The following is a 19,722-nucleotide window of genomic DNA, read 5'->3' as shown; positions in this document are numbered from 1 at the left end:
AGTATTACCAATCTCCATCGCTCGCTATAGCTGTGTACCTCAGAGTTTTAAAAAGCAGGTCGTTCATGTGGTTCTCATACGTGTTCTGACCGTTTGTTAATGTTTTCAAATTCGAAGAGACGGGCTCTTGATTTTCAATCCTCTGTTGGATTGATGAAAAGTTTTGCTTGATTCTAAAAGATTGCGCACTTTCGAATTTTGTGAACAATATTACAAATGCAATAGTAACTACGATTCCCATTTTAAAAAATATTCTTTTCAGCTTATTTCTCTTTATCTTTCGAATAATCTTTTCTTCCATCAATGGACCAGGTTTGTAGGAATACTCCTTAGCGATAAACTTTGCAACAAGATTGTATTCTCCCATATGTGTAAAGTTTTCATGGTTCTTCCTGCTCATCGCCTAATGCCTCCCCTAAAAGCTTTCTTAGTTGCCTTTTTACATAATGTAACCTACTCTTTATTGTTCCCTCTGGTTTATCAATTATTTTTCCAATTTCTGCGTATGTTAAGCCCTCAACTTCTTTCATGTACAAAATGGCTCTATCTTCAGGGTCCAATTTAGCCAAGGCTTCGTTCAACTTTTGCAAAACTTCCTCATGTGACAAGATTTTTTTAATATCATCTTCAGAACTGACCTGACTATGGTATTCAGGGAACTCTTCGTCATCCGTTGATTGTTCAAAATCAGTCAGTATACTTCTGTGTTTTAGCTTCTTATATAGGTTGTTACATACGTTCATTGTTATTTTGTATATCCATGTTGCTAACTTAGAATCACCACGAAATTTTTTGACGCCTTTATAAACTCGAAGAAAAACTTCTTGAATCACATCGTCAATATCATCTGAACCTAAGAAACTTTTAACCAAAGCGCCTATTTTTGGAGCGTAGGTTCTATACAAATATCTGTAAGCTTCTTCATCACCCTTTGCCAAAGCTCTTATTAACTTTTTCTCATCGTTCCAATTATTTTGACCATTGTTTTTTTCAAATCGTTCAATATCCGAATTATTCTTCATCTCCGAAAATTTGGAAGATTCCAATTTTCTCACCACCTACAAGGGTTCTAAACATTACAGCGTTTTTCAAAGCCTGTCCACGGTAGCAGTTATTGAAGAAAACAAATCGCTTTGTTGAAGGTAACGAAAAAAGTTCTCCAGCAATCTCTGCCAGCTCGGATTCCGAGTAATTGTAATCATAACGTGTTTTTTCGTCAGCAGTAAACCAGTTCGGATTTCGGCCGTGCAGCCGGATATACGTAGTATCTTCGTTTGCATTGTACTCAGTATTAAAAGGATACAGACCTGGTAATCTCGGAAGGTCGACTACAACTATGTGGAGATAAGGACTGAATTCTTTCATCAAAATCCAAACATCATCTCTTTTTGCCCACGTCGAGTTTCTAAACTCTATGAAAAGTTGAGTATCCTTACTTGTTATTTCTTCAGCAAGCTTCTTTAAAAACTCAACATGTTCACTAGAGTATTTAAACGCATACGGAAATTGGGCAAGGTAACCTACCATTTTACCTTCCTGTTTTATAATATTTGTGTTCTTTACGAACTCCTCGAGATTTTCTATATTTCCGTCGTGTGTTATAGAACTATGAAGTTTTACTGCGAATTTGAAACCTGGAGGCGACTTTCTCAATAAAGATACTATGGTTCTATATGACGGCATTTGGTAGAATGTGTAGTTTAACTCTACTGCGTTGAAACCATAATTCTGCCAATAGTAATTGAACATCTCGCTAGATTTAATATAATCCGGATAAACTGTTCCAACCCAGTCACTGAACGAAAAACCGCTTGTGCCGATAAACCAGATGACACGTTTTTCTTTTTCGTCCATTTTCTTTATCTGACCCTCCAGTATTCAACTAAGTAAGGAGGTATATCCTCAACAAAGTCACGTTCTATTTTTCCGGTCCTAAAGTAGTCACTTCTAGAAAAAACGGAATGAGTTATATAAAGCATATCTTTAGCTCTGGTTATTGCAACATAAAACAGCCTTTCTTCTTCGTCAAGTGAACCATCTTTCAGAGCCAAGAAGTGTGGAAAATCACCAGGATTGACACCTATGACAAAGACTATCTTCCACTCCAACCCCTTAGCTTGATGGACTGTTGTCAATGTAACTTTCCCGCCTTCATCTTCGTTTGTGTCAAGTTCAGCCTCTCTTGCTTCAGATATTATTAACTCACTTAAGAATTCCTCTGTAGAATTGTAAAACGATGCCATTTCAATAAGCCTTTCAATATCTTCCTCTCTGTCTCGGAAATCTTGGTAGTGGTATTCAAGAATGCTTTGATAAAAACCTTCATAGAAATTTCTTATCTGCTCACTTGGACCTTTACCAAGAGAGTTGTAAATAACGTTTTTCAGCACATCTATATTATCACTTTTAACATTAAGACTTAAGAACCGTCCTATAGGGTCTTCTGTCGATGTTATTTCATTCGCAATCCTTTCAGCTTTTACATCTCCTACGTTTTCAAGCATTTTCAGGATTCTCATCCATGAAATAACCTCGTAAGGATTTTCCAAAATCTTCAAAAATGCTATAACATCCTTTGCATGAGCAGTTTCCGTAAACCTAAGACCTGAGAGTAGTTTGAAAGGGATGTTGTTTTTTGAAAGCTCCAGCTGTAATTCCAACGAGTGAGAATGGGCTCTATAGATTACTGCTATATCACTGTAGTTTGCACCATCATTCACATGTTCGATAATTCTTTGAGCAACAAATCGTGCTTCGTCAAAATGGTCATAAGTATTAACAATTACGGGTTTTTGGGAACTGTAACGAACAGCTCTTAACTTCTTAGGCACTGACGACCTCGGTATCATAGAATTCACTAACTCAACTATTTTGTCTGTGCTTCTGTAGTTGGTTTGTATTTTAAACACATTAGCACCTTCCATGATTTCTTTTACGTTTTCAAATCGCGCCCCTCTGAATGAGTATATACTTTGTGCATCGTCGGCTACTACGAAGAGATTGTTGTGTACCTGACTTAAAAGCTGAACAATTTTTAATTGCAGTATATTTGTATCTTGGAATTCATCAACTAAAATCCATTTGAATTGAGATGAAATACGTTCACGAACATCGGGCTTTTCTTCGAGAAGCATAAGCATCTTAAGTAACAAGTCGTCGTAATCTAAGACGTTTTGTTTTTCTTTTTCAATGGCATACTCTTTATATATATTTTCAATCACATCAATGACGTTTACCCATCTTTTTGCACGTTTAACTATGACTTCGTATGGGGTTTGAAGGGTGTTGTTCATAAAAGAATAGAGTGAGTAAAGCTCGTTTGGAGTTGGGAGTGCTTTACTCATCTGCTTTGAAGTTACAAAACGACTTCTGACTAACTTCATCAAATCTACAGAATCATCTTCGTCTAGGATTGTAAAGTTTGGTTTAATACCTATACTTGACCCATAACGTCTGAGCAACACGTTACACACATGGTGAAATGTTCCTGCGAGCATACCAGAAAGTTCTCTTTTAGCTACTTTTTGTGCTCGCTCTATCATCTCTCTTGCTGCAGCTCGAGTGAATGTAACCAAGAGTATCTCTGAAGGTTTTACTCCATTTCCGAGAAGATATGCAATTTTGTAAGTAATTACACGGGTTTTTCCGCTACCTGGACCCGCTATGACAACACTCTTACCAAAGGAGTTTAAAACGGCATTCCTTTGCTCAGCGTCGAGCTCGTTCATTATCTCGCTGATTATTTTCTCAGTTGTCCCATTCCTATTTTCTAACTTGTATTCTTTAATTTCTCTATCTCGACTCATCATCACACCACCATTTGTATACTTATTTTCAGAACAGTCTGGATAAGAACTTACCGATATGTCTATATGGGATGTTCATTCCAAGCTTTATGTTGGGTCTGTTATCTCCATGGAAGTCACTTCCTGCGGTGACCACCAAATCGTATTTTTCCGCGATTCTCAATAATTCTTCTACTTGACCTGGCAAATGTGTCGAATAATACGCCTCTACACCGTCCAAACCTTTTGAGACCAAATACTTAATCAAATCCTCCAGAGTTTCAATGTCCGGAGTTATTGGGTAAGGTTTACCCTCGTGGAGTGCTTGGTAGGGATGTGCCAGTATGGCAATACCACCTGATTCTTTTATCAGTTCGATAGCTTCCTCTGGTTTCAGTCTTTTTTTCTCAACAAAAAATAATCCCCCGTCTTTTAGATATTTTTGGAACGCCTCGTCCATGCTATGCACGTATCCTTTTTCCACCATCAAACGGGCAAAGTGAGGTCTACCAATTGCCTTGCCCTTTGCCACTTTTTTTAGTTCTTCCATTGTAACTTTGAATCCGTGTTGATTCATCTTTTCAAGAATCAGCTCGTTTCTTTTGTTGCGATATTCGATTAAATCATTCAATACTTTCTCAACTCTTTCCGAATTGGCGAAGTTGTAACCTAAGATATGCAGGCTATCAGTTGGATATTCCGCACTGATTTCCACTCCTCGAATAAGTAACAACTTTGGGTCTTTGTAAACAGTGTCATCAATTTGATGGAACCCCGTTATTGTATCATGGTCAGTTATCGCCAACACCTCTAATCCTATTAGCTTTGCCTTTTCCACAAGTTCCATGGGCTTTAGAGTACCATCTGATGCGGTTGTATGAGTGTGAAGATCCAGAACCAAAGCAATCCCTCCAGATAAGTTTAATATCTCTTTTTCAAATTTCACGTTTTATTATACCACGTTTTGTGGTATACTTAATTAAAGATAGCTACACAACAAATAAAATTTGAAAACAGTTCTGGGATGGAGGGATTGCCTTGAAAAGAGAAGAAGCACTGGAGCTACTTAAAACACATTTATCCAACAAAAACCTGATTAATCATTGCTTAGCTTGTGAAGCCATTATGAGGCGTTTAGCCCGCCATTTCGGACAAGATGAAGAAACTTGGGGACTTGCAGGGTTGCTACACGACCTTGATTATGATTATACAAAAGATAAACCAGAAGAACATGGTTTCAAAAGTGTTGAAATTCTTGGTGATTCTGTAAGCAAGGAAATAAAAGATGCCATCCTTGCACACTGTGAAAAGAAAGTGCCAGAAACCCTTATGGAAAAAGCGCTTTATGCGGTTGACCCAACTAGCGGTTTCATAGTAGCTGCTGCGTTGATAAGACCGGAAAAGAAACTCGCCTTTGTTGACGTTCCGTTTCTGCTAAACAGGTTTAAAGAAAAAGGATTCGCAAAAGGTGCAAATCGGGACCAGATGAAATCTTGCGAGAATATCGGGCTGACATTAGAAGAATTTTACTCGCTTGCTCTAGAAGCCATGAAAGGGATAGCTGAGCAGATAGGACTGTAAAGTTTTGGCTTCCATTTTAAAGTGTTGAGGTGTGAATATGGAATTTACACTGTGGGTTGTTTCTGTTATCTCGGTTTTCGTTGATAATGTTTTCAGGGAATATTTTACACTTGTGCCATTGTATTTTCTTCTCGAATCTCTTCCAGAAATTGATAAAAGAAGCTTAAAGTCGAAAGTAATAAGACTGTTTTTGTTTTCTCTTTTTTACCAAAGTTTTTCATATCAGAGATTGACAATTATATGGGTTATCATAACATCTGTCATTATTGTGATAGAATTGTATAGAGATACATTTTACTATCCTTGGAGCGCATCTTTACTACAGGCGGTTTTATTCTTGCTTCCATACTACTTTTTTAAACCATTTGCTTTACTTTACGGTTTTCTAGTAAATTGCGCTTTATTTGTTTACATATACAAAAAACTCGAGTTTGGAGGTGCCCGATGATTATGCAAGTGAGATTACCTGATGGAAGTATAAAAATTTACGATGGACCTGTAACACCGGGTCAAATAGCGAGAGAAATTTCCGAGGGGCTATGGAGGAATGCTGCAGGAGCTTTGGTTAACGGTCAGTTATGGGACTTGGACCGACCTATCGACTTCGATTGCGAGTTGAAAATAGTAAAGTTAGAAGAACCAGAAGCGGCAGAAATTTACAGACATACGATGTCACATATAATGGCTCAAGCTGTTATGAGAATTTACGGCGCTGACAAAGTTAAACTTGGCATTGGTCCAACTATTGAAAACGGGTTTTACTACGATTTTGACATTCAAGACGCGAAAATAACGGAAGAAGACTTAACGAAAATAGAAGAAGAGATGAAGAAAATAATCAAAGAGGACTTGAAAATAGAAAGATTCGAACTACCAAAAGCCGAAGCAATAGAACTAATGAAGCAAAGGGGTCAGGTTTATAAAGTAGAGCTCATAGAAGAAATTCCTGATGAAAAAGTGAGTTTTTACAAACAAGGAGAATTCATTGACCTTTGTCGTGGACCACATCTACCAAGTACTGGCAAAGTGAAGCATTTTAAGCTGCTTTCTGTTTCTGGTGCTTATTGGCGAGGTAACGAAAAAAATCCTATGCTCCAAAGAATCTATGGTACAGCCTTTGCTAAAAAGGAAGACCTTGAAAATTATCTGAAGATGCTTGAGGAAGCAAAGAAGAGAGACCACAGAAAACTCGGACCTCAACTTGATTTGTTCTTTATAAATACCGATGTTGCAGCAGGTATGCCGATATTTTTACCGTACGGTATGACAGTCCTTTTGGAACTTATGAATCTTTCAAGAAAGTTGCACAAAAAATACGGCTACAAAGAAGTGGGAACTCCTTTAATAATGCACGAAAAACTGTGGCGTCAAAGTGGACACTGGGACCACTACAAAAACAATATGTATTTCACAGAAAAAGAAGAAGTTACCTATGCTGTAAAACCGATGAACTGTCCCGGACACATACTCATCTACAAAAACAAACCTGTTTCATACAAAGACCTTCCAATCAGGTTGTTTGAGTTCGGTAGGGTTCACAGATACGAACGTGGCGGGGTTTTACACGGACTATTGAGAGTGAGGACGTTTACACAAGATGATGCACATATATTTTGTAGAGAAGACCAGGTTGTGGCAGAGGTCACCAACGTTGTTAAATTCATCGACGAACTCTACAGCATTTTTGGTTTCACATACCGTGCAACACTCAGCACGATGCCTGAAGACCACATGGGTGATGAGGCAACCTGGGAAAAAGCTACACAAGCGCTTAGGAATGCTTTAGAAGAAACAAAAGTTCCGTACGTTGTTGCCGAAGGCGAGGGTGCATTTTACGGTCCGAAGATTGATTTCCATGTTAAAGATGTGATTGGAAGAGAATGGCAGTGTGCAACTATCCAGGTAGATTTCCAAATGCCGGAACGCTTCGATATCACATACAAAGATGCCGATGGAACAGAGAAAAGACCAGTTATGATTCACAGAGCGCTATACGGTTCCCTTGAAAGATTTTTCGGTATTCTTATTGAACATTATGCTGGTGCATTTCCAACTTGGCTTGCACCGGTTCAGGTTGTTATATTACCTGTTTCAGAAAAGTATGTTGATTATGCAAAGCAACTATCAGAAAAGTTTGACAAAAACGGGATAAGGGTAGAACTTGATGACCGTAACGAGACTCTTGGGTACAGAATAAGGGAAAATCAAATAAGGAAAGTGCCATATATGATAATTGTTGGAGAGAAAGAGAAAGAAGCCGGGAAAATCTCAGTTAGGACACGTGATGGAAGAGACATTCACGATGTGGAAGTTGAAGAATTCATAACAAAGATTACGGGGGAAATAAATTCCAGAAGTATATCTCTGGCTTACTGATTTGAACTATCGGCAAAAAAAGGTGGTGGGAATTTGTTACCGGAAGAACTCATAAAACTTTTCAAAGAGGCGTTTGGCAAAGAACCAATATGTGAGGATCCAAGTAAAGGAATTTGTTTATCGAAAGAGAACGGTTATATAGTCATAAGAGAAAACGGAAAAATGATAGCGCAATTTGAAGATAACGAATCCGATTATGGTTTTATCTTACAATACTATGCGAAAAAGGCAGGTTTGTTTGCACCCCAAGACAAACAAATAGAAGAACTCTTGAGGTCGCTTTTTGTAAATATAATCGTCCTAACAGAGGTAGAAGACAAGAATGGATTTTCCCATTCTCAACGGGTTGCCAAGCTAGCTGAAGAATTTGCTCGGTATCTTGGATGGGATGAATCAAAAGTTCAAGAACTTAGGAATCATGCATTTTTGCATGACGTTGGCAAAATCGCCATTGAACAACTGATGCTTTATTCACCAACGCGATTAAGAACATTTGAAGCTCACTACGAGGACCATCCGATGATGGGAACTATTTATCTAACAATACACGAAAGCCTGTGGAAATATATCCCAACCGTCAGACACCATCATGAACGGTGGGATGGAAAAGGATTCCCAGATAAACTGAAAGGTGAAGAGATACCATACTTTGCGAGAATAATTGCTATCTTGAATTACTACGACGAAGTAACAAATTTTGTATCGGCTGATTGGGACAGCGAAATTAAAACTCCACAACAAGCGGTAAAGGAAATAAAGAATCTATCAGGAACATTCTTTGACCCAGCAATCGTCGAGCAATTTGTAAATTTTATGAGAGATGTTCATAACGTAAGTATTGAGTAGTTTTTAGTTATGACCCGTAGTTGGAAAAGACTGGAGTGAGTTGTAACAGTGTATATTTGTTTTTTACCTTTTCCAACACGGCTTCTAAGGGGGGATCTTATGATTTCACCGGTAGCGTTTTGGATTATCTTGGGTGTTCTACTAATGGTTTTAGAGATATTTACACCAACTTTTTTTGTATTCTGGTTTGGGCTTGGTAGCTTAGCAGCCGCCATCGTTGCTTATTTTTATGAGAACACAATCTTCGAGCTTCTTACATTCATAGTTGTGTCGGGTATACTTGTTTTGTCCACAAGAAAACTTGCCAAAAAAATAACAGGTGAAGAAGTAAGAAGTATCAATGTTGATGAAATTATTGGAAAAGAGGCAGTAGTTATAGAACACATTGATAATAAATTGGGAAAAGGTGTAGTAAAAGTAAGCGGTGATATGTGGCGAGCTGTATCTGTTAACGACGATGTAGTGATACCAAGCGGAGAAAAGGTGATAATCGAAAAAGTGGAGGGAGCTCATGTCGTTGTTCGCCCACTTTTTATACCGAAAGAGTCTGAGAACTTAAAGGAAGAGAACAAGTCAGATAATTTAGAATAATTCCAAACCTAAAAAGGAGGGGAGAAACATGTATGTTGTGCTAATTGCAATTGCATTTTTACTTCTGATTATTGCTGCAACAGGAATCAGGATTGTAAGACCATACGAGCGTGGTTTGATTGAAAGGTTAGGAAAGTTTAAGAAGGAAGTTAAGTCTGGCCTACACTTCATTATTCCTTTCTTCGACAGGATGATCAAAGTTGACATGAGAGAACATGTCATAGATGTTCCTCCTCAGGAAGTTATTACGAAAGATAACGTAGTTGTAGTTGTTGATGCTGTGATATATTACGAGGTAACAGATGCGTTCAAGTCTGTTTACAATGTCAGTAATTTTGAGTTTGCCACTATCAAGCTTGCTCAGACGAATCTGAGGAATGTGATAGGTGAACTCGAACTTGACCAAACACTAACGTCAAGAGAGAGTATAAATGCTAAGTTAAGAACAGTTCTTGATGAGGCGACTGATAAATGGGGTATAAGAATTACACGTGTTGAAATTAAGAAAATCGATCCGCCAAAAGACATTATGGAAGCAATGAGTAAGCAGATGAAAGCTGAGAGGACAAAGAGAGCTGCCATACTGGAAGCAGAAGGTATCAGACAATCCGAAATTCTCAAAGCTGAGGGAGAAAAACAAGCAGCAATTCTGAGGGCAGAAGGTGAGGCTGAGGCAATTAAAAGAGTTGCCGAGGCGAACAAATATCGACTTATTGCTGAAGCTGAAGGTCAGGCACTTGCTATAACAAGTGTGTTTAAAGCCATCCATGAGGGTAATCCAACAAATGATCTCATAGCAATTAAATATCTTGAAACGCTCAAGGAAGTTGCCAACGGTCAAGCAACAAAGATATTCCTACCTTTAGAAACATCGTCTGTCTTGTCATCGGTAGGAGCAATAGCTGAGCTGTTTAAAGATGTTCAAACAAAGCAAGAAAAACATTCGGAGGAAAAGAAAGACAAATGATTAAGACATTTTTAAACATAATCTTTGGCTCCTTGATAAGTACGCTTATCGGGAGCTTTTTTGCCGTACTTATTTCTTTTAGTGTAATTTCCAAAAGACCGAGGTTTCGCTATCAAACCCTCTATTTTTTCAATGACATAATGACGCTTGGGTTACTCACATTGCTTTGGTACTATGTTGACAACTTGATAATTGCCTTTGCACTCTTTGCTGTCTTATCGACCGTGTTTTTAATATACAAGTTGCTTGTTGGAGTTTATTCCATCGACAGGCGCTTCAGATTACTCATACTATCTTTAGGTGCAAGTCATAACGAGTATTCGCTTTTTATCCTTGAACGTAACCTCGGTAAGCTTTTCGCCAATCTGCTAAAATTTTACGTACTGTGTCTAATAGGTTTCTTAGTCTCACTAACAAACTATGCCTCCGATATAGGTTTCTTTTCTTTGATTGTGGGATTGATTTTAACTTTATTTCAAACAGATTAATGTAAAACAGGACGATGAAAGGAGAAGTGTTACATCATGGATAAGAACTTGCTGGTAAACTATGCACAGGCTATCTTAAAAGTAGGTGTGAACCTTCAAAATGGCCAGAAGCTTATTGTGAATGCTTCTGTAGACCATAAGGACTTTGTTAGGATTCTTGTAGAACAAGCTTACGACCTAGGTGCGAAGGAAGTACTCGTTGTTTGGAACGACACGTATATAACAAGGCAGAAACTTCTGAAAGCTCCAGAAGATGTTATTACAAATGTGTATAACTGGGAAGTTGAAATGGCAAAAAGTTTTCTAGACGATGGCGCAGCTACGATTTCACTTGTAGGCTCCTATGCAGATTTACTCTCAGATGTTCCAGCAAATAGGATAGGAGCTGCTACTAAGGCAAGGCAAATAGCATTTAAGGAAATAATGGAAAGAACAATGATGAATAAAAACAGATGGTGTGTAGCAGGTGTACCAAATCCAGAATGGGCTAAGAAAGTTTATGGAACCGAAGATATAACTCTTTTATGGAAAGACATTCTCTTTATGGCAAGGATAGACGAATCAGGTTATGACAAACTCCTTGCTCATTTGGAAAGACTAAAAAATCGAAAAGATTATCTAAACAATATGAAATTCGAGGCTTTAAGGTACGAAGGACCTGGCACAGATTTGATCGTAGAGCTTCCAAAGAAACATCTTTGGTTGAGTGGGATAGAACATGATGTGAACGGTGTGCCATTCCTTCCGAATATCCCAACAGAAGAAGTTTTTACTGCGCCATCGAAATACGGAGTTAACGGAAGGATATCCAGCAGTATGCCTCTTGTTTACCAGGGCAACATAATCGACAATTTCTGGTTTGAGTTTAAGGACGGTAAGGTAGTTAATTTTGGTGCGGAAAAGGGAGAAGGTGTGTTGAAAGAACTCATCAACACAGATGAAGGAGCATCCTATTTAGGCGAGGTTGCTCTTGTTGACATAACCTCACCAATTTATCAACTCAATAGGATATTCTACAATACGCTATACGATGAAAACGCTGCCTCACACTTTGCTCTTGGTAGGGCGTACCCAACATGCGTGGAAGATTTCAGCGGTGATCCAGAAAAAGATGGTATAAATACGAGTCTTACACATGTGGATTTTATGGTTGGAAACGATAAAATGAATGTATACGGAATAAAAGATGGAAAGGAATATGTATTGATGGAGAACGGACTTTGGAAAATTTAGTTAAACACCATCTGGTATAACTTTTCCAATATGGTATAATTGTATGTGAAGAATATCACTAAGTTTCGATGTGAATTTTGCTGAAGGAGGTAGGCTGTATGAGTTTTGACAAACAGGAGTTTGTTCATGAATTAATCTCGCCGAATGCTTCTAAGATTGTTTTGCTTGTTATGGATGGTATCGGTGATTTACCAAATGAAGAAGGTGTAACACCACTTATGAAAGCGAACACACCAAATTTAGATAAGCTTGCTGAACTCAGTGACCTTGGTCAAACTATACCTGTTATGCACGGAGTAACACCTGGTAGTGGACCAGGACACCTTGGGCTTTTCGGATATGACCCCATCAAATATCAAATTGGTCGAGGTATTCTCGAAGCGTTGGGAGAAGATATAGAAGTTGGAGAGCTTGATGTTGTTGCAAGGGGTAATTTTGCAACTATAAGTGGTGATATAGTCGTAGACAGAAGGGCAGGTAGGCCATCAACAGAAGAGAGCGCTAAGGTTGTAGAAAAACTGAATGCAAACATAAAGGAAATTGAAGACGTGAAAGTAACGTTTTACCCTGGTAAAGAACACAGGTTTGTTTTAAAGCTTACAGGAGAGGGATTATCCGATAACATCGAAGATGCGGACCCGCAAAAAGAAGGGAAACCCATAAAATATACGACAGCCCTCTCGCCAGAAGCTGAAAAGACGGCAAGAATTGTAAATAAACTTCTTGAAAAAATCAAAGAAGTGCTCAAAGATGAACCCAAGATGAACTTTGCACTCGTTAGGGGTTTTTCAAAGTATCCTAAGCTTCCACAATTTCCAGAAGTTTACAAACTTAGAGCAGGTGCGATTGCGGTTTATCCAATGTACAAAGGGCTTGCAAAACTCGTTGGAATGACCATTATCCCGACAGGTCAAACCATCGAAGACGAGATAGAGACACTAAAGAAAGAATGGAATAATTACGATTTCTTCTTTGTTCACATAAAGAAAACAGATTCCTACGGTGAAGACGGCAAATTTGACGAAAAGGTTCACGTCATTGAAAATGTTGACAAGGTTCTTCCTGAAATCTTAGCACTGAACCCTGATGTGCTTGTTGTGACCGGTGACCACTCAACACCTTGTGCAATGAAAGGGCACTCGTTCCATCCGGTTCCGATAATGTTCTTTGCTAAACACACAAGAAGAGGACTTTCAAAAGCGTTCAACGAATTTGAATGCGCAAGAGGAACAATTGGCACAATCCATGCAACAGATGTTATGAACCTGATCCTAGCGTACTCGGGTAGGTTAGAGAAGTTTGGTGCGTAATACATCTTCAAGTTTAAGATAGTATTGGCTGGGGGGAAAGGGTTGGGGGAGAAGCCAAAAGTCTATTCTGCATCTTTTACTTCTTTCTATTACTTTGGTGGAGCAATTATCGGTCCATTAGTGGGAACTCGTTTGAAGTTCCCACTTTTCTTTTTGGTTTTTCCCATAGCTTTAGCCCTTTTTAAAAGACCAAAGCTTGGTTTATTTTTCCTTGTTTTGATGTTATCAAATGTCATGTCTGTTAACAACCTTGAATTTCCAATGAAAAACATGGAATTCGTAGGAATTGTGAAAATGGTCCAGAATGGTTCAAGTATTCTTCAGTTGTCATTTTTCGATGGTGAAAAGTGGCACAAACTTGGTGTTGATGTTCTTGTATATAAGGAAGAACCTCTCGGCACAATAGTATACTTTGTAGGTGAGTTAAGAAAGAGAAGTTCATATCCTATATACTATGCAAAGACCGATTATTATGTAACTGCGAACAATTACGAATCTTTCATCAGCTCGGTCTTTGCTCAGTTTGAGAAGTTCAGAAAATTTACAACCTATGTTGACCCTTTTTATCAAAACTTATTCGGAAATTCTTCAAGAGATGAGAATTTTATCAAAAGTGGATTATTTCATATATTCTGCGTTTCAGGAATGCACGTATCTTTGCTTTATTTATTCACCTCTTACATCGTAGGAATTTTAACCTACAGAAAATGGTTGAGGACTGTCCTTTCTTTGGTTTTGCCTACGGTTTTTGTGATAGGCTCAGGAATGGGATTACCCTCGATACGTGCTTTGATAATGCTGTATGTGGCAGGATTACTAAGGGCTTTTGATTACAGAATAAACACTATAAACGTAGTTTCACTTGTTGGGACGGGCATGGTGTTAGCGAATCCAGAAATTGTGTTTTCGCTATCATTTTATATGACTTTTTTTGCGACTATTGGTGTTTTAATTTCTGAAAATAATCTCCTATCAAACGTTGGAGGGTTCCTTGGAAGTGCTCCGTATGTTTCTTTGATAAATCCGGTGAATCCCTTTTCCATAATAGCAACTATCTTGGTTTCAATACCAGTTCAAGTCTTGTTGTTCGGACTAACGGTTAGTTATCTTCTCTTTGCGCTTAAGTTGTACTACCTCAGCGCGCTCTTGCTTTACGCATTAAAGCCTTTTTCTTGGTTTATCGAGACGGTGGCTATCATGTTTGCTAAATTGCCATTGATACCCCAACATCCAGTAGTTACTTTTGCATTTGCGATGTCTTTTATCATTTATATAGGCCTTGTATTTGAATCAAGAAAACAAAAGCAGGAGCTGTCTTAGAAAGACACTCCTGCTTTTAGTTTGATTAATTTTTTCGGATTCAGTTGCTCACTTTTTTGAGCATTTCGGGCATAATCCCCTGAACTTCAGGTCAATTTCTTCCACGATGTAACCTTTATTTTTCAAAAAGTCCATGTACATACTCATTACTTTATCGGGAGAAAGCTCTCCTTTTAGTTCGTATATTTTTCCACAAGAATTGCAAATAAAATGCGAATGTTTTCCTTCCCTATCGACAAGTTCGTATCTGTACACTCCTTCTCCGAATTGCAACCTTCTTAAAAAACCGAGTTCAACAAGTAAATCTATGGTCCTATAAACCGTTGCTTTGCTTACATTGAGCTTTTTATTTAGAAGGTATCTATAAACCTCCTCGGCTCCCAAGTGTTCACTATTGGTTTCTACAAAGACCTTTAAGACTTGTTCTCGTTGAGGAGTCATTCTGTACTTTCTGTCTCTTAGCTCTTTTTTAAGATTGTCAACGTGCATATTATCGCCCCTTCATTTTGTGAAATTGTCGAACTTACGCGTTCATAACAGGTTTAATATCTATCTTCCAACCCGTTAACTTCGCTGCTAACCTTGCATTTTGTCCAGCTTTTCCTATCGCGAGCGAAAGTTGATTTGGAGCGACAAGAACTCTTGAGGCCTTCGACTCGTAGTCTAAAATTTCGACATCAATAACCGAAGCAGGCAAGAGCGCATTGGCTATCAATTCCTTTGGATCATCGGACCATTTTATAATATCTATCTTTTCCATTTTCACTTCGCGTAACACAGCCGCTATTCTAGAGCCTTCGTGACCTATACAAGCGCCGACAGGGTCGACTTTTGGGTCCTTCGAAGTTACAGCTACCTTAGTCCTAACCCCGGGTTCTCTTACAACTTTGACGATTTCTACTATTCCCTGCTCAATCTCAGGAACTTCAAGTTTTAGAAGCCCAACCACAAACTCGGGATCTGTTCGTGATACTATAATTTTTGGACCTTTCTTGTCCCTTTTGACTTCCCTTACGTAAACTTTTATCAAATCGGATTGTTCAAATTCTTCACCTGGAATCCATTCTTTCTTTGGAAGATGTGTTTCGAGCTTTCCAATCCTGATATCCAACCACTCCGGGGTAACTTTAAGAACTTCAGCAACGACTACCCTTCCAACGAGCTCTGAGTACCTTTCGTATTGTTTCTCTTTTTCTATTTCTCTTATCTTTTGGATAAGAACTTGCTTCGCAACTTGAACTGCAAACCTTCCAAGCTTCTTTATATTCATCTTCTTCTTAATAATGTCCCCAACAACTGCATCTGGCTTTATCTTCAATGCTTCCTCAAGGGAAATCTGAAGATTTTCGTTTTCTACCTTTTCTACAACTTCAAGCAGTTGATAAGCCTCAATTTCTCCCGAGAGCCTGTTGATGACGATTTCAACATTCCTTTCACCAGTTTTGTTCTTATATGCACTCATAATAGCTTTTTCAAGAATGCTAATCGATTCGTCAACAGATATACCTTTTTCTTTTTCTAACTCCCTAAGTGCTTCCAACAACATTGGACTGTTCATGCTTTACCGACCTCCTATGCCTATTTTTTTAAATTCTTTAAAATACATCTACTTCCAGGTTTGCAGACTTAACATCATTATAGTTTACAGTGACTTCTTTACCTTCGACTTCTAGGACCACTGTCCCATTTTCCAAATCGACGCTTTTTATATACCCCTTTAAAGTTTTATTTGTCTTTACCTTTGCAAGGCTTCCTTCAAACCTTTTGAAATCTTGGATACTTCGAAGGGGTCTATCAAGTCCCGGAGAAGATACCTCTAAGTAATACCTCCCGGGTATCAGGTCACTTGAATCAAGCTTTTTCTCTATTTCGTATGAAACCAGTTCACAGTCTTTTGTACTCACGTAATCATCCAGTTTGTCTATAACAACTGTAAGTATCCATCTGCCAGATTGCATTTTATATTTCACGTCGAAAAGTATCAGCCCGAAAGCTTCGACAATAGGTTTGGCGATTTCTGTCACCTTTTTTTCTATTTCCTTAGGACTTAAACTCATTTTTTCACCTCCTGAAAACTTCTATTAAGATAACCGAAAAACCGGGACTAACGTCCCGGTTTTGATGAATTCTTTCAAGACTACCTAACACTTTCTGGCGGAGAGGGTGGGATTTGAACCCACGGGTGGTTTATGGCCACCGCACGCTCTCCAGGCGTGTGCCTTAGACCCCTCGGCCACCTCTCCTGGGAAGCTCGGAATCCCTACCAAGCTTGCAAAGTCCTACGTAATTATACCATAGCTCAATTAAAAATCAAGAGCTTTCATTGACTGCAACCCAATGAACGGATTGATTCTAGGTGACAATACTTTTGTAGCCATGTTTTTTCAAGGTAAACTTTATCAAAAAAAACACATTAATTAGGCTTGCGTTGTGTTATAATAGATACCAGAGGTGAAAAGAATTGGTTGATATACTTTTGAAAACGATAATGTTCGTTCCAAAATTTGGTGTACATTCTCTGCAAGTTGGCTTTATTGCATCAAAAATAGGTAAGCAATTGGGACTTGATGAACTGGAATTATTTTATTGCGGTGTTCTCCATGACCTTGGGGTTTTGACACCGCATAAAGGTATTTTACTAGATGATATTAACAACGAATTTCTTATTAAAGAGGATATTCCCACGTTTGAAGCTCCTACCAAAGATCACACACTAATCTCTGCGTTTGAGGTCTCAAAGATATCGTTTCTTTCCAAAAGGTTTCCAAACTTGTCTGCAAGCATTTTACTCCACCACGCCTTACCACATTATCTGAACGAGAGTTCGACAAAAGATATCGCAGCCAATGTTGTGTCTATCAGTGAAGAAATATCTAAGTACGTACTTGTGAACGACGAAGAGATGACCTATGATGATTTTATTATTCCTTTATCCACAATAAAAAACAGATTCTTCGATTTTGTGTACGATGCTGCGCTGAGTGTCTTAAAACAAGAATACACAAGATGGATGCTTTATGATATAAAAGCTGGGTTTAACAGGGAAAAGCTAATCCAAGATTACTCCATACAGGAGACTATGAGTTTTGAAGAAATTGTTGAAATGGGAGCGGTTTTGTCTTACATAATTGACTCAAAGAGCGAATTTACACGTGCACACAGTTGGCGAGTAGCTAACTTGGCGGGAGCTATCGCAAAGGAAATTTTGCTTAAGGAAGAAGAATTCTTCATTGCTGGTCTATTCCACGACATAGGAAAAATAACAACTCCGATAAGTATTCTAGAAAAGAAAGGAAAGTTGACAACTTCTGAGATGGATATAATGAAAAAGCATGTTTACTATAGTTATCTCATACTTTTAGAGCACCAAAATGAACCGTGGTTTTGGCCCGCCGTCAGGCATCAGGAACGAGTTGATGGAAGTGGTTATCCTTGGAAGCTAAAAGGGTCTGAAATGACATTTAAGGATAAGATTCTACAAGTTGCAGATTACTTTGTCGCAGTATTGGAACCGAGACCTTACAGAGGTCCCAATAGTCCTGAGAAAGCTTTAGAAGAAGTGCAAAGGGCAGTTTCTAATGGGGTTCTTGACCCTGGACCTGTAAGCATCTTGAAAGAGCTTGTTTACGGTGGTTTCAATTTTGAAAGTATTGATTTCATGTCATCTATCCAAAAAGAAATTAGTGATTTTGAAAAAAGTTTAACAGAGTAACGTAGTTATAAAAGAAAGGTGGGATTTTGGTATGAGTATTAATTTAAGGGAAATCAGAAGAGTAGCCATTGTTGGTGCAACAACAAATCCTCAAAAGTTTGGAAATATTGTTCTAAAGGACTTGAAGAAGAAAGGCTTTGATGTTCTTCCAGTTAGCCCGAAGTACGATGTTATCGAAGGGATAAAAACCTACAAGAGTGTTGATGAACTACCAGATGATGTTGATTTGATAGTTTTTATTGTTCCACCAGATGTAGGGCTTGAGGAGTTAAAAAAAGCTTACAGCCGTGGATTTCGTAAATTCTGGTTCCAGCCAGGTGCAGAATCGGAAGAGATAATTGAATTCTCAAAAACACTGTCAGATGCAGATTTTTCTTTTATCAAATGCATAATGGTCCAGACAAACTGGTGAAAGCTTAGGAATGTTTACATTTTTGATTTCAAATATTCGAAGAGGTGACGTGGTTTGACTTCCGAGATTTTAGAAAAGGTTCAAAAGGTTTTTGCCAATATAAGCGTAAAAGAATTCATGACCAAAGATGTAATTTACGTAAAGCCAGACAGAACGGTTGCACAGGTAAAGGAAATACTACGGCTGAAAAGAATCTCTGGAGTCCCTGTTGTAGACGACAACAATGTCGTGGTTGGCATAATAAGCATAGAAGATATCATAAAATGCCTTGAAAATGGTACACTTAACGAAAGCGTCAACGAACACATGACTAAAAACGTGGTTTGTTTAAGTGAAGACGCTACATTGCAAGATGTGATTAAGCATTTCGAAAGATATCGATACGGCAGATTTCCAGTTGTTGATGCTCAGGGGAAGCTTGTTGGTATAGTTACGAAAAACGATATCCTTGCCGCAGTTGCTACTAGACTTGGTTTGCTTTATCTACATGATGAGAGACGAAGAGAAGTACTTGAGCAAGATGTCTTGAGTAGGTCTTTGGTCACTGGTGAGGAAATTGACAAAAAAGGGGCAGATTTTTACTTCAAAATTGACTACTTCGATGTTAATTTAGCTGGTATAGGTGCAGCTCAATTGAAAAAGTTCTTGATAAGTAAAGGTATACCTGAGCAAGATGTGAGGAGAGTTGCAGTAGCCACCTACGAAGCTGAAACAAATGTGGTCATACATAGCGGGAGTGAGGGTGAAATATTCTGTTTTTTAGCGTCTGACCGGATTATCGTCAGAGTGGAAGACCGGGGAAAGGGTATCGAAAACATCGAATTGGCAATGAAAGAAGGTTATTCAACGGCGCCGGATTATGTGAGAGAGTTAGGATTTGGTGCTGGAATGGGGTTACCTAACATGAAAAGATTCTCAGATAAAATGGTTGTACTCTCTGAGAAAGGAAAAGGCGTAGTTGTTGAAATGGTATTTTATTTGAATAAGAGTTCTTAAAAAACCTAAGCACTTCTTTGAACGGTTTTAGAAATCAAGGCGTCTAAATATTTAGTGATTAATGTGAGTTCGCTATTTTTGCATTATTTTAAGTTGAGTTTCTCA

21 protein-coding genes and 1 tRNA gene are annotated in these 19,722 nt (G+C 38.4%); 13 read left to right on the top strand and 9 right to left on the bottom strand.

Going from position 1 to position 19,722, the window contains the following annotated elements:
• Positions 1–4: 4 nt before the first annotated feature.
• The 5 genes from AC3M61_RS06780 to AC3M61_RS06760 are packed head-to-tail and all read right to left on the bottom strand — an operon-like array spanning position 5 to position 4,686.
• Positions 5–400 (bottom strand): hypothetical protein, encoded by a 396-nt coding sequence (locus AC3M61_RS06780; protein ID WP_500780115.1) that lies wholly within the window; start codon positions 398–400, stop codon positions 5–7.
• The gene (locus AC3M61_RS06775; protein ID WP_500780114.1) at positions 381–1,055 is read right to left on the bottom strand and encodes an RNA polymerase sigma factor; all 675 of its coding nucleotides are present in this window, start codon (positions 1,053–1,055) and stop codon (positions 381–383) included. Before AC3M61_RS06775 ends, AC3M61_RS06780 begins: the two co-directional genes overlap by 20 nt.
• Positions 1,012–1,854, bottom strand: coding sequence for a DUF72 domain-containing protein (locus tag AC3M61_RS06770; protein WP_500780113.1), 843 nt, complete (start codon positions 1,852–1,854; stop codon positions 1,012–1,014). Before AC3M61_RS06770 ends, AC3M61_RS06775 begins: the two co-directional genes overlap by 44 nt.
• Positions 1,855–1,859: 5 nt before the next feature.
• Complete coding sequence (locus AC3M61_RS06765; RefSeq protein WP_500780112.1) at positions 1,860–3,806, bottom strand: ATP-dependent helicase; 1,947 nt, start codon at positions 3,804–3,806, stop codon at positions 1,860–1,862.
• Positions 3,807–3,834: 28 nt separating this feature from the next.
• Positions 3,835–4,686: a PHP domain-containing protein gene (locus AC3M61_RS06760; protein WP_500780111.1), complete on the bottom strand. Its 852-nt coding sequence runs from the start codon at positions 4,684–4,686 to the stop codon at positions 3,835–3,837.
• A 137-nt stretch (positions 4,687–4,823) separates the two neighbouring features.
• Between AC3M61_RS06760 and AC3M61_RS06755 the strand changes: the two genes are divergently transcribed.
• The 10 genes from AC3M61_RS06755 (at position 4,824) to AC3M61_RS06710 (ending at position 14,497) form a co-directional block, all read left to right on the top strand.
• Positions 4,824–5,366 carry an HD domain-containing protein gene (locus tag AC3M61_RS06755; RefSeq protein WP_500780110.1) on the top strand — a complete coding sequence of 181 codons (543 nt, stop codon included), beginning with the start codon at positions 4,824–4,826 and terminating at the stop codon, positions 5,364–5,366.
• Positions 5,367–5,403: 37 nt separating this feature from the next.
• On the top strand, positions 5,404–5,814 hold the full coding sequence (locus AC3M61_RS06750) for a hypothetical protein (RefSeq protein WP_500780109.1): 411 nt from the start codon (positions 5,404–5,406) through the stop codon (positions 5,812–5,814).
• On the top strand, positions 5,811–7,742 hold the full coding sequence (gene thrS, locus AC3M61_RS06745) for a threonine--tRNA ligase (RefSeq protein ID WP_029684094.1): 1,932 nt from the start codon (positions 5,811–5,813) through the stop codon (positions 7,740–7,742). The genes AC3M61_RS06750 and thrS overlap by 4 nt, the downstream gene beginning before the upstream one ends.
• Positions 7,743–7,775: 33 nt before the next feature.
• Entirely contained in the window at positions 7,776–8,588 is an 813-nt protein-coding gene (locus tag AC3M61_RS06740; protein WP_029684095.1) for an HD domain-containing phosphohydrolase, read from the top strand.
• Between the two features lie 99 nt (positions 8,589–8,687).
• Complete coding sequence (locus AC3M61_RS06735; RefSeq protein WP_500780108.1) at positions 8,688–9,179, top strand: NfeD family protein; 492 nt, start codon at positions 8,688–8,690, stop codon at positions 9,177–9,179.
• Between the two features lie 28 nt (positions 9,180–9,207).
• Positions 9,208–10,146, top strand: a complete 939-nt coding sequence (locus tag AC3M61_RS06730; RefSeq protein ID WP_029684097.1) for an SPFH domain-containing protein — start codon at positions 9,208–9,210, stop codon at positions 10,144–10,146.
• A complete protein-coding gene (locus tag AC3M61_RS06725; protein ID WP_500780107.1) occupies positions 10,143–10,634 on the top strand; it encodes a hypothetical protein in 492 nt (163 codons plus the stop codon). Before AC3M61_RS06730 ends, AC3M61_RS06725 begins: the two co-directional genes overlap by 4 nt.
• Before the next feature lie 36 nt (positions 10,635–10,670).
• Positions 10,671–11,867: an aminopeptidase gene (locus AC3M61_RS06720; protein WP_500780106.1), complete on the top strand. Its 1,197-nt coding sequence runs from the start codon at positions 10,671–10,673 to the stop codon at positions 11,865–11,867.
• 98 nt (positions 11,868–11,965) lie between these two features.
• Positions 11,966–13,177 (top strand): 2,3-bisphosphoglycerate-independent phosphoglycerate mutase, encoded by a 1,212-nt coding sequence (locus tag AC3M61_RS06715; RefSeq protein WP_029684215.1) that lies wholly within the window; start codon positions 11,966–11,968, stop codon positions 13,175–13,177.
• Between the two features lie 42 nt (positions 13,178–13,219).
• The gene (locus tag AC3M61_RS06710) at positions 13,220–14,497 is read left to right on the top strand and encodes a ComEC/Rec2 family competence protein (RefSeq protein WP_500780105.1); all 1,278 of its coding nucleotides are present in this window, start codon (positions 13,220–13,222) and stop codon (positions 14,495–14,497) included.
• A gap of 48 nt (positions 14,498–14,545) precedes the next feature.
• Here AC3M61_RS06710 and AC3M61_RS06705 read toward each other — a convergent pair whose 3' ends face one another.
• The 4 genes from AC3M61_RS06705 to AC3M61_RS06690 form a co-directional block, all read right to left on the bottom strand.
• The gene (locus AC3M61_RS06705) at positions 14,546–14,986 is read right to left on the bottom strand and encodes a Fur family transcriptional regulator (RefSeq protein WP_500780104.1); all 441 of its coding nucleotides are present in this window, start codon (positions 14,984–14,986) and stop codon (positions 14,546–14,548) included.
• Between the two features lie 34 nt (positions 14,987–15,020).
• Positions 15,021–16,055 carry a transcription termination factor NusA gene (gene nusA / locus AC3M61_RS06700; RefSeq protein WP_500780103.1) on the bottom strand — a complete coding sequence of 345 codons (1,035 nt, stop codon included), beginning with the start codon at positions 16,053–16,055 and terminating at the stop codon, positions 15,021–15,023.
• 37 nt (positions 16,056–16,092) lie between these two features.
• Positions 16,093–16,554, bottom strand: coding sequence for a ribosome maturation factor RimP (gene rimP, locus AC3M61_RS06695; RefSeq protein WP_500780102.1), 462 nt, complete (start codon positions 16,552–16,554; stop codon positions 16,093–16,095).
• A 95-nt stretch (positions 16,555–16,649) separates the two neighbouring features.
• Positions 16,650–16,740: transfer RNA gene (locus AC3M61_RS06690), tRNA-Ser, on the bottom strand.
• 218 nt (positions 16,741–16,958) lie between these two features.
• Between AC3M61_RS06690 and AC3M61_RS06685 the strand changes: the two genes are divergently transcribed.
• From AC3M61_RS06685 to AC3M61_RS06675, 3 genes are all read left to right on the top strand, one after another.
• A complete protein-coding gene (locus tag AC3M61_RS06685) occupies positions 16,959–18,209 on the top strand; it encodes an HD-GYP domain-containing protein (RefSeq protein ID WP_500780101.1) in 1,251 nt (416 codons plus the stop codon).
• Positions 18,210–18,246: 37 nt separating this feature from the next.
• The gene (locus tag AC3M61_RS06680; protein ID WP_500780138.1) at positions 18,247–18,621 is read left to right on the top strand and encodes a CoA-binding protein; all 375 of its coding nucleotides are present in this window, start codon (positions 18,247–18,249) and stop codon (positions 18,619–18,621) included.
• A 117-nt stretch (positions 18,622–18,738) separates the two neighbouring features.
• A complete protein-coding gene (locus tag AC3M61_RS06675; RefSeq protein WP_500780137.1) occupies positions 18,739–19,617 on the top strand; it encodes a CBS domain-containing protein in 879 nt (292 codons plus the stop codon).
• Positions 19,618–19,722: the final 105 nt, after the last annotated feature.

It is taken from the genome of Fervidobacterium sp. (assembly GCF_059913585.1).
Note: the sequence above shows the minus strand (reverse complement) of the source record. Positions and strands in the feature narration are given on the sequence as shown.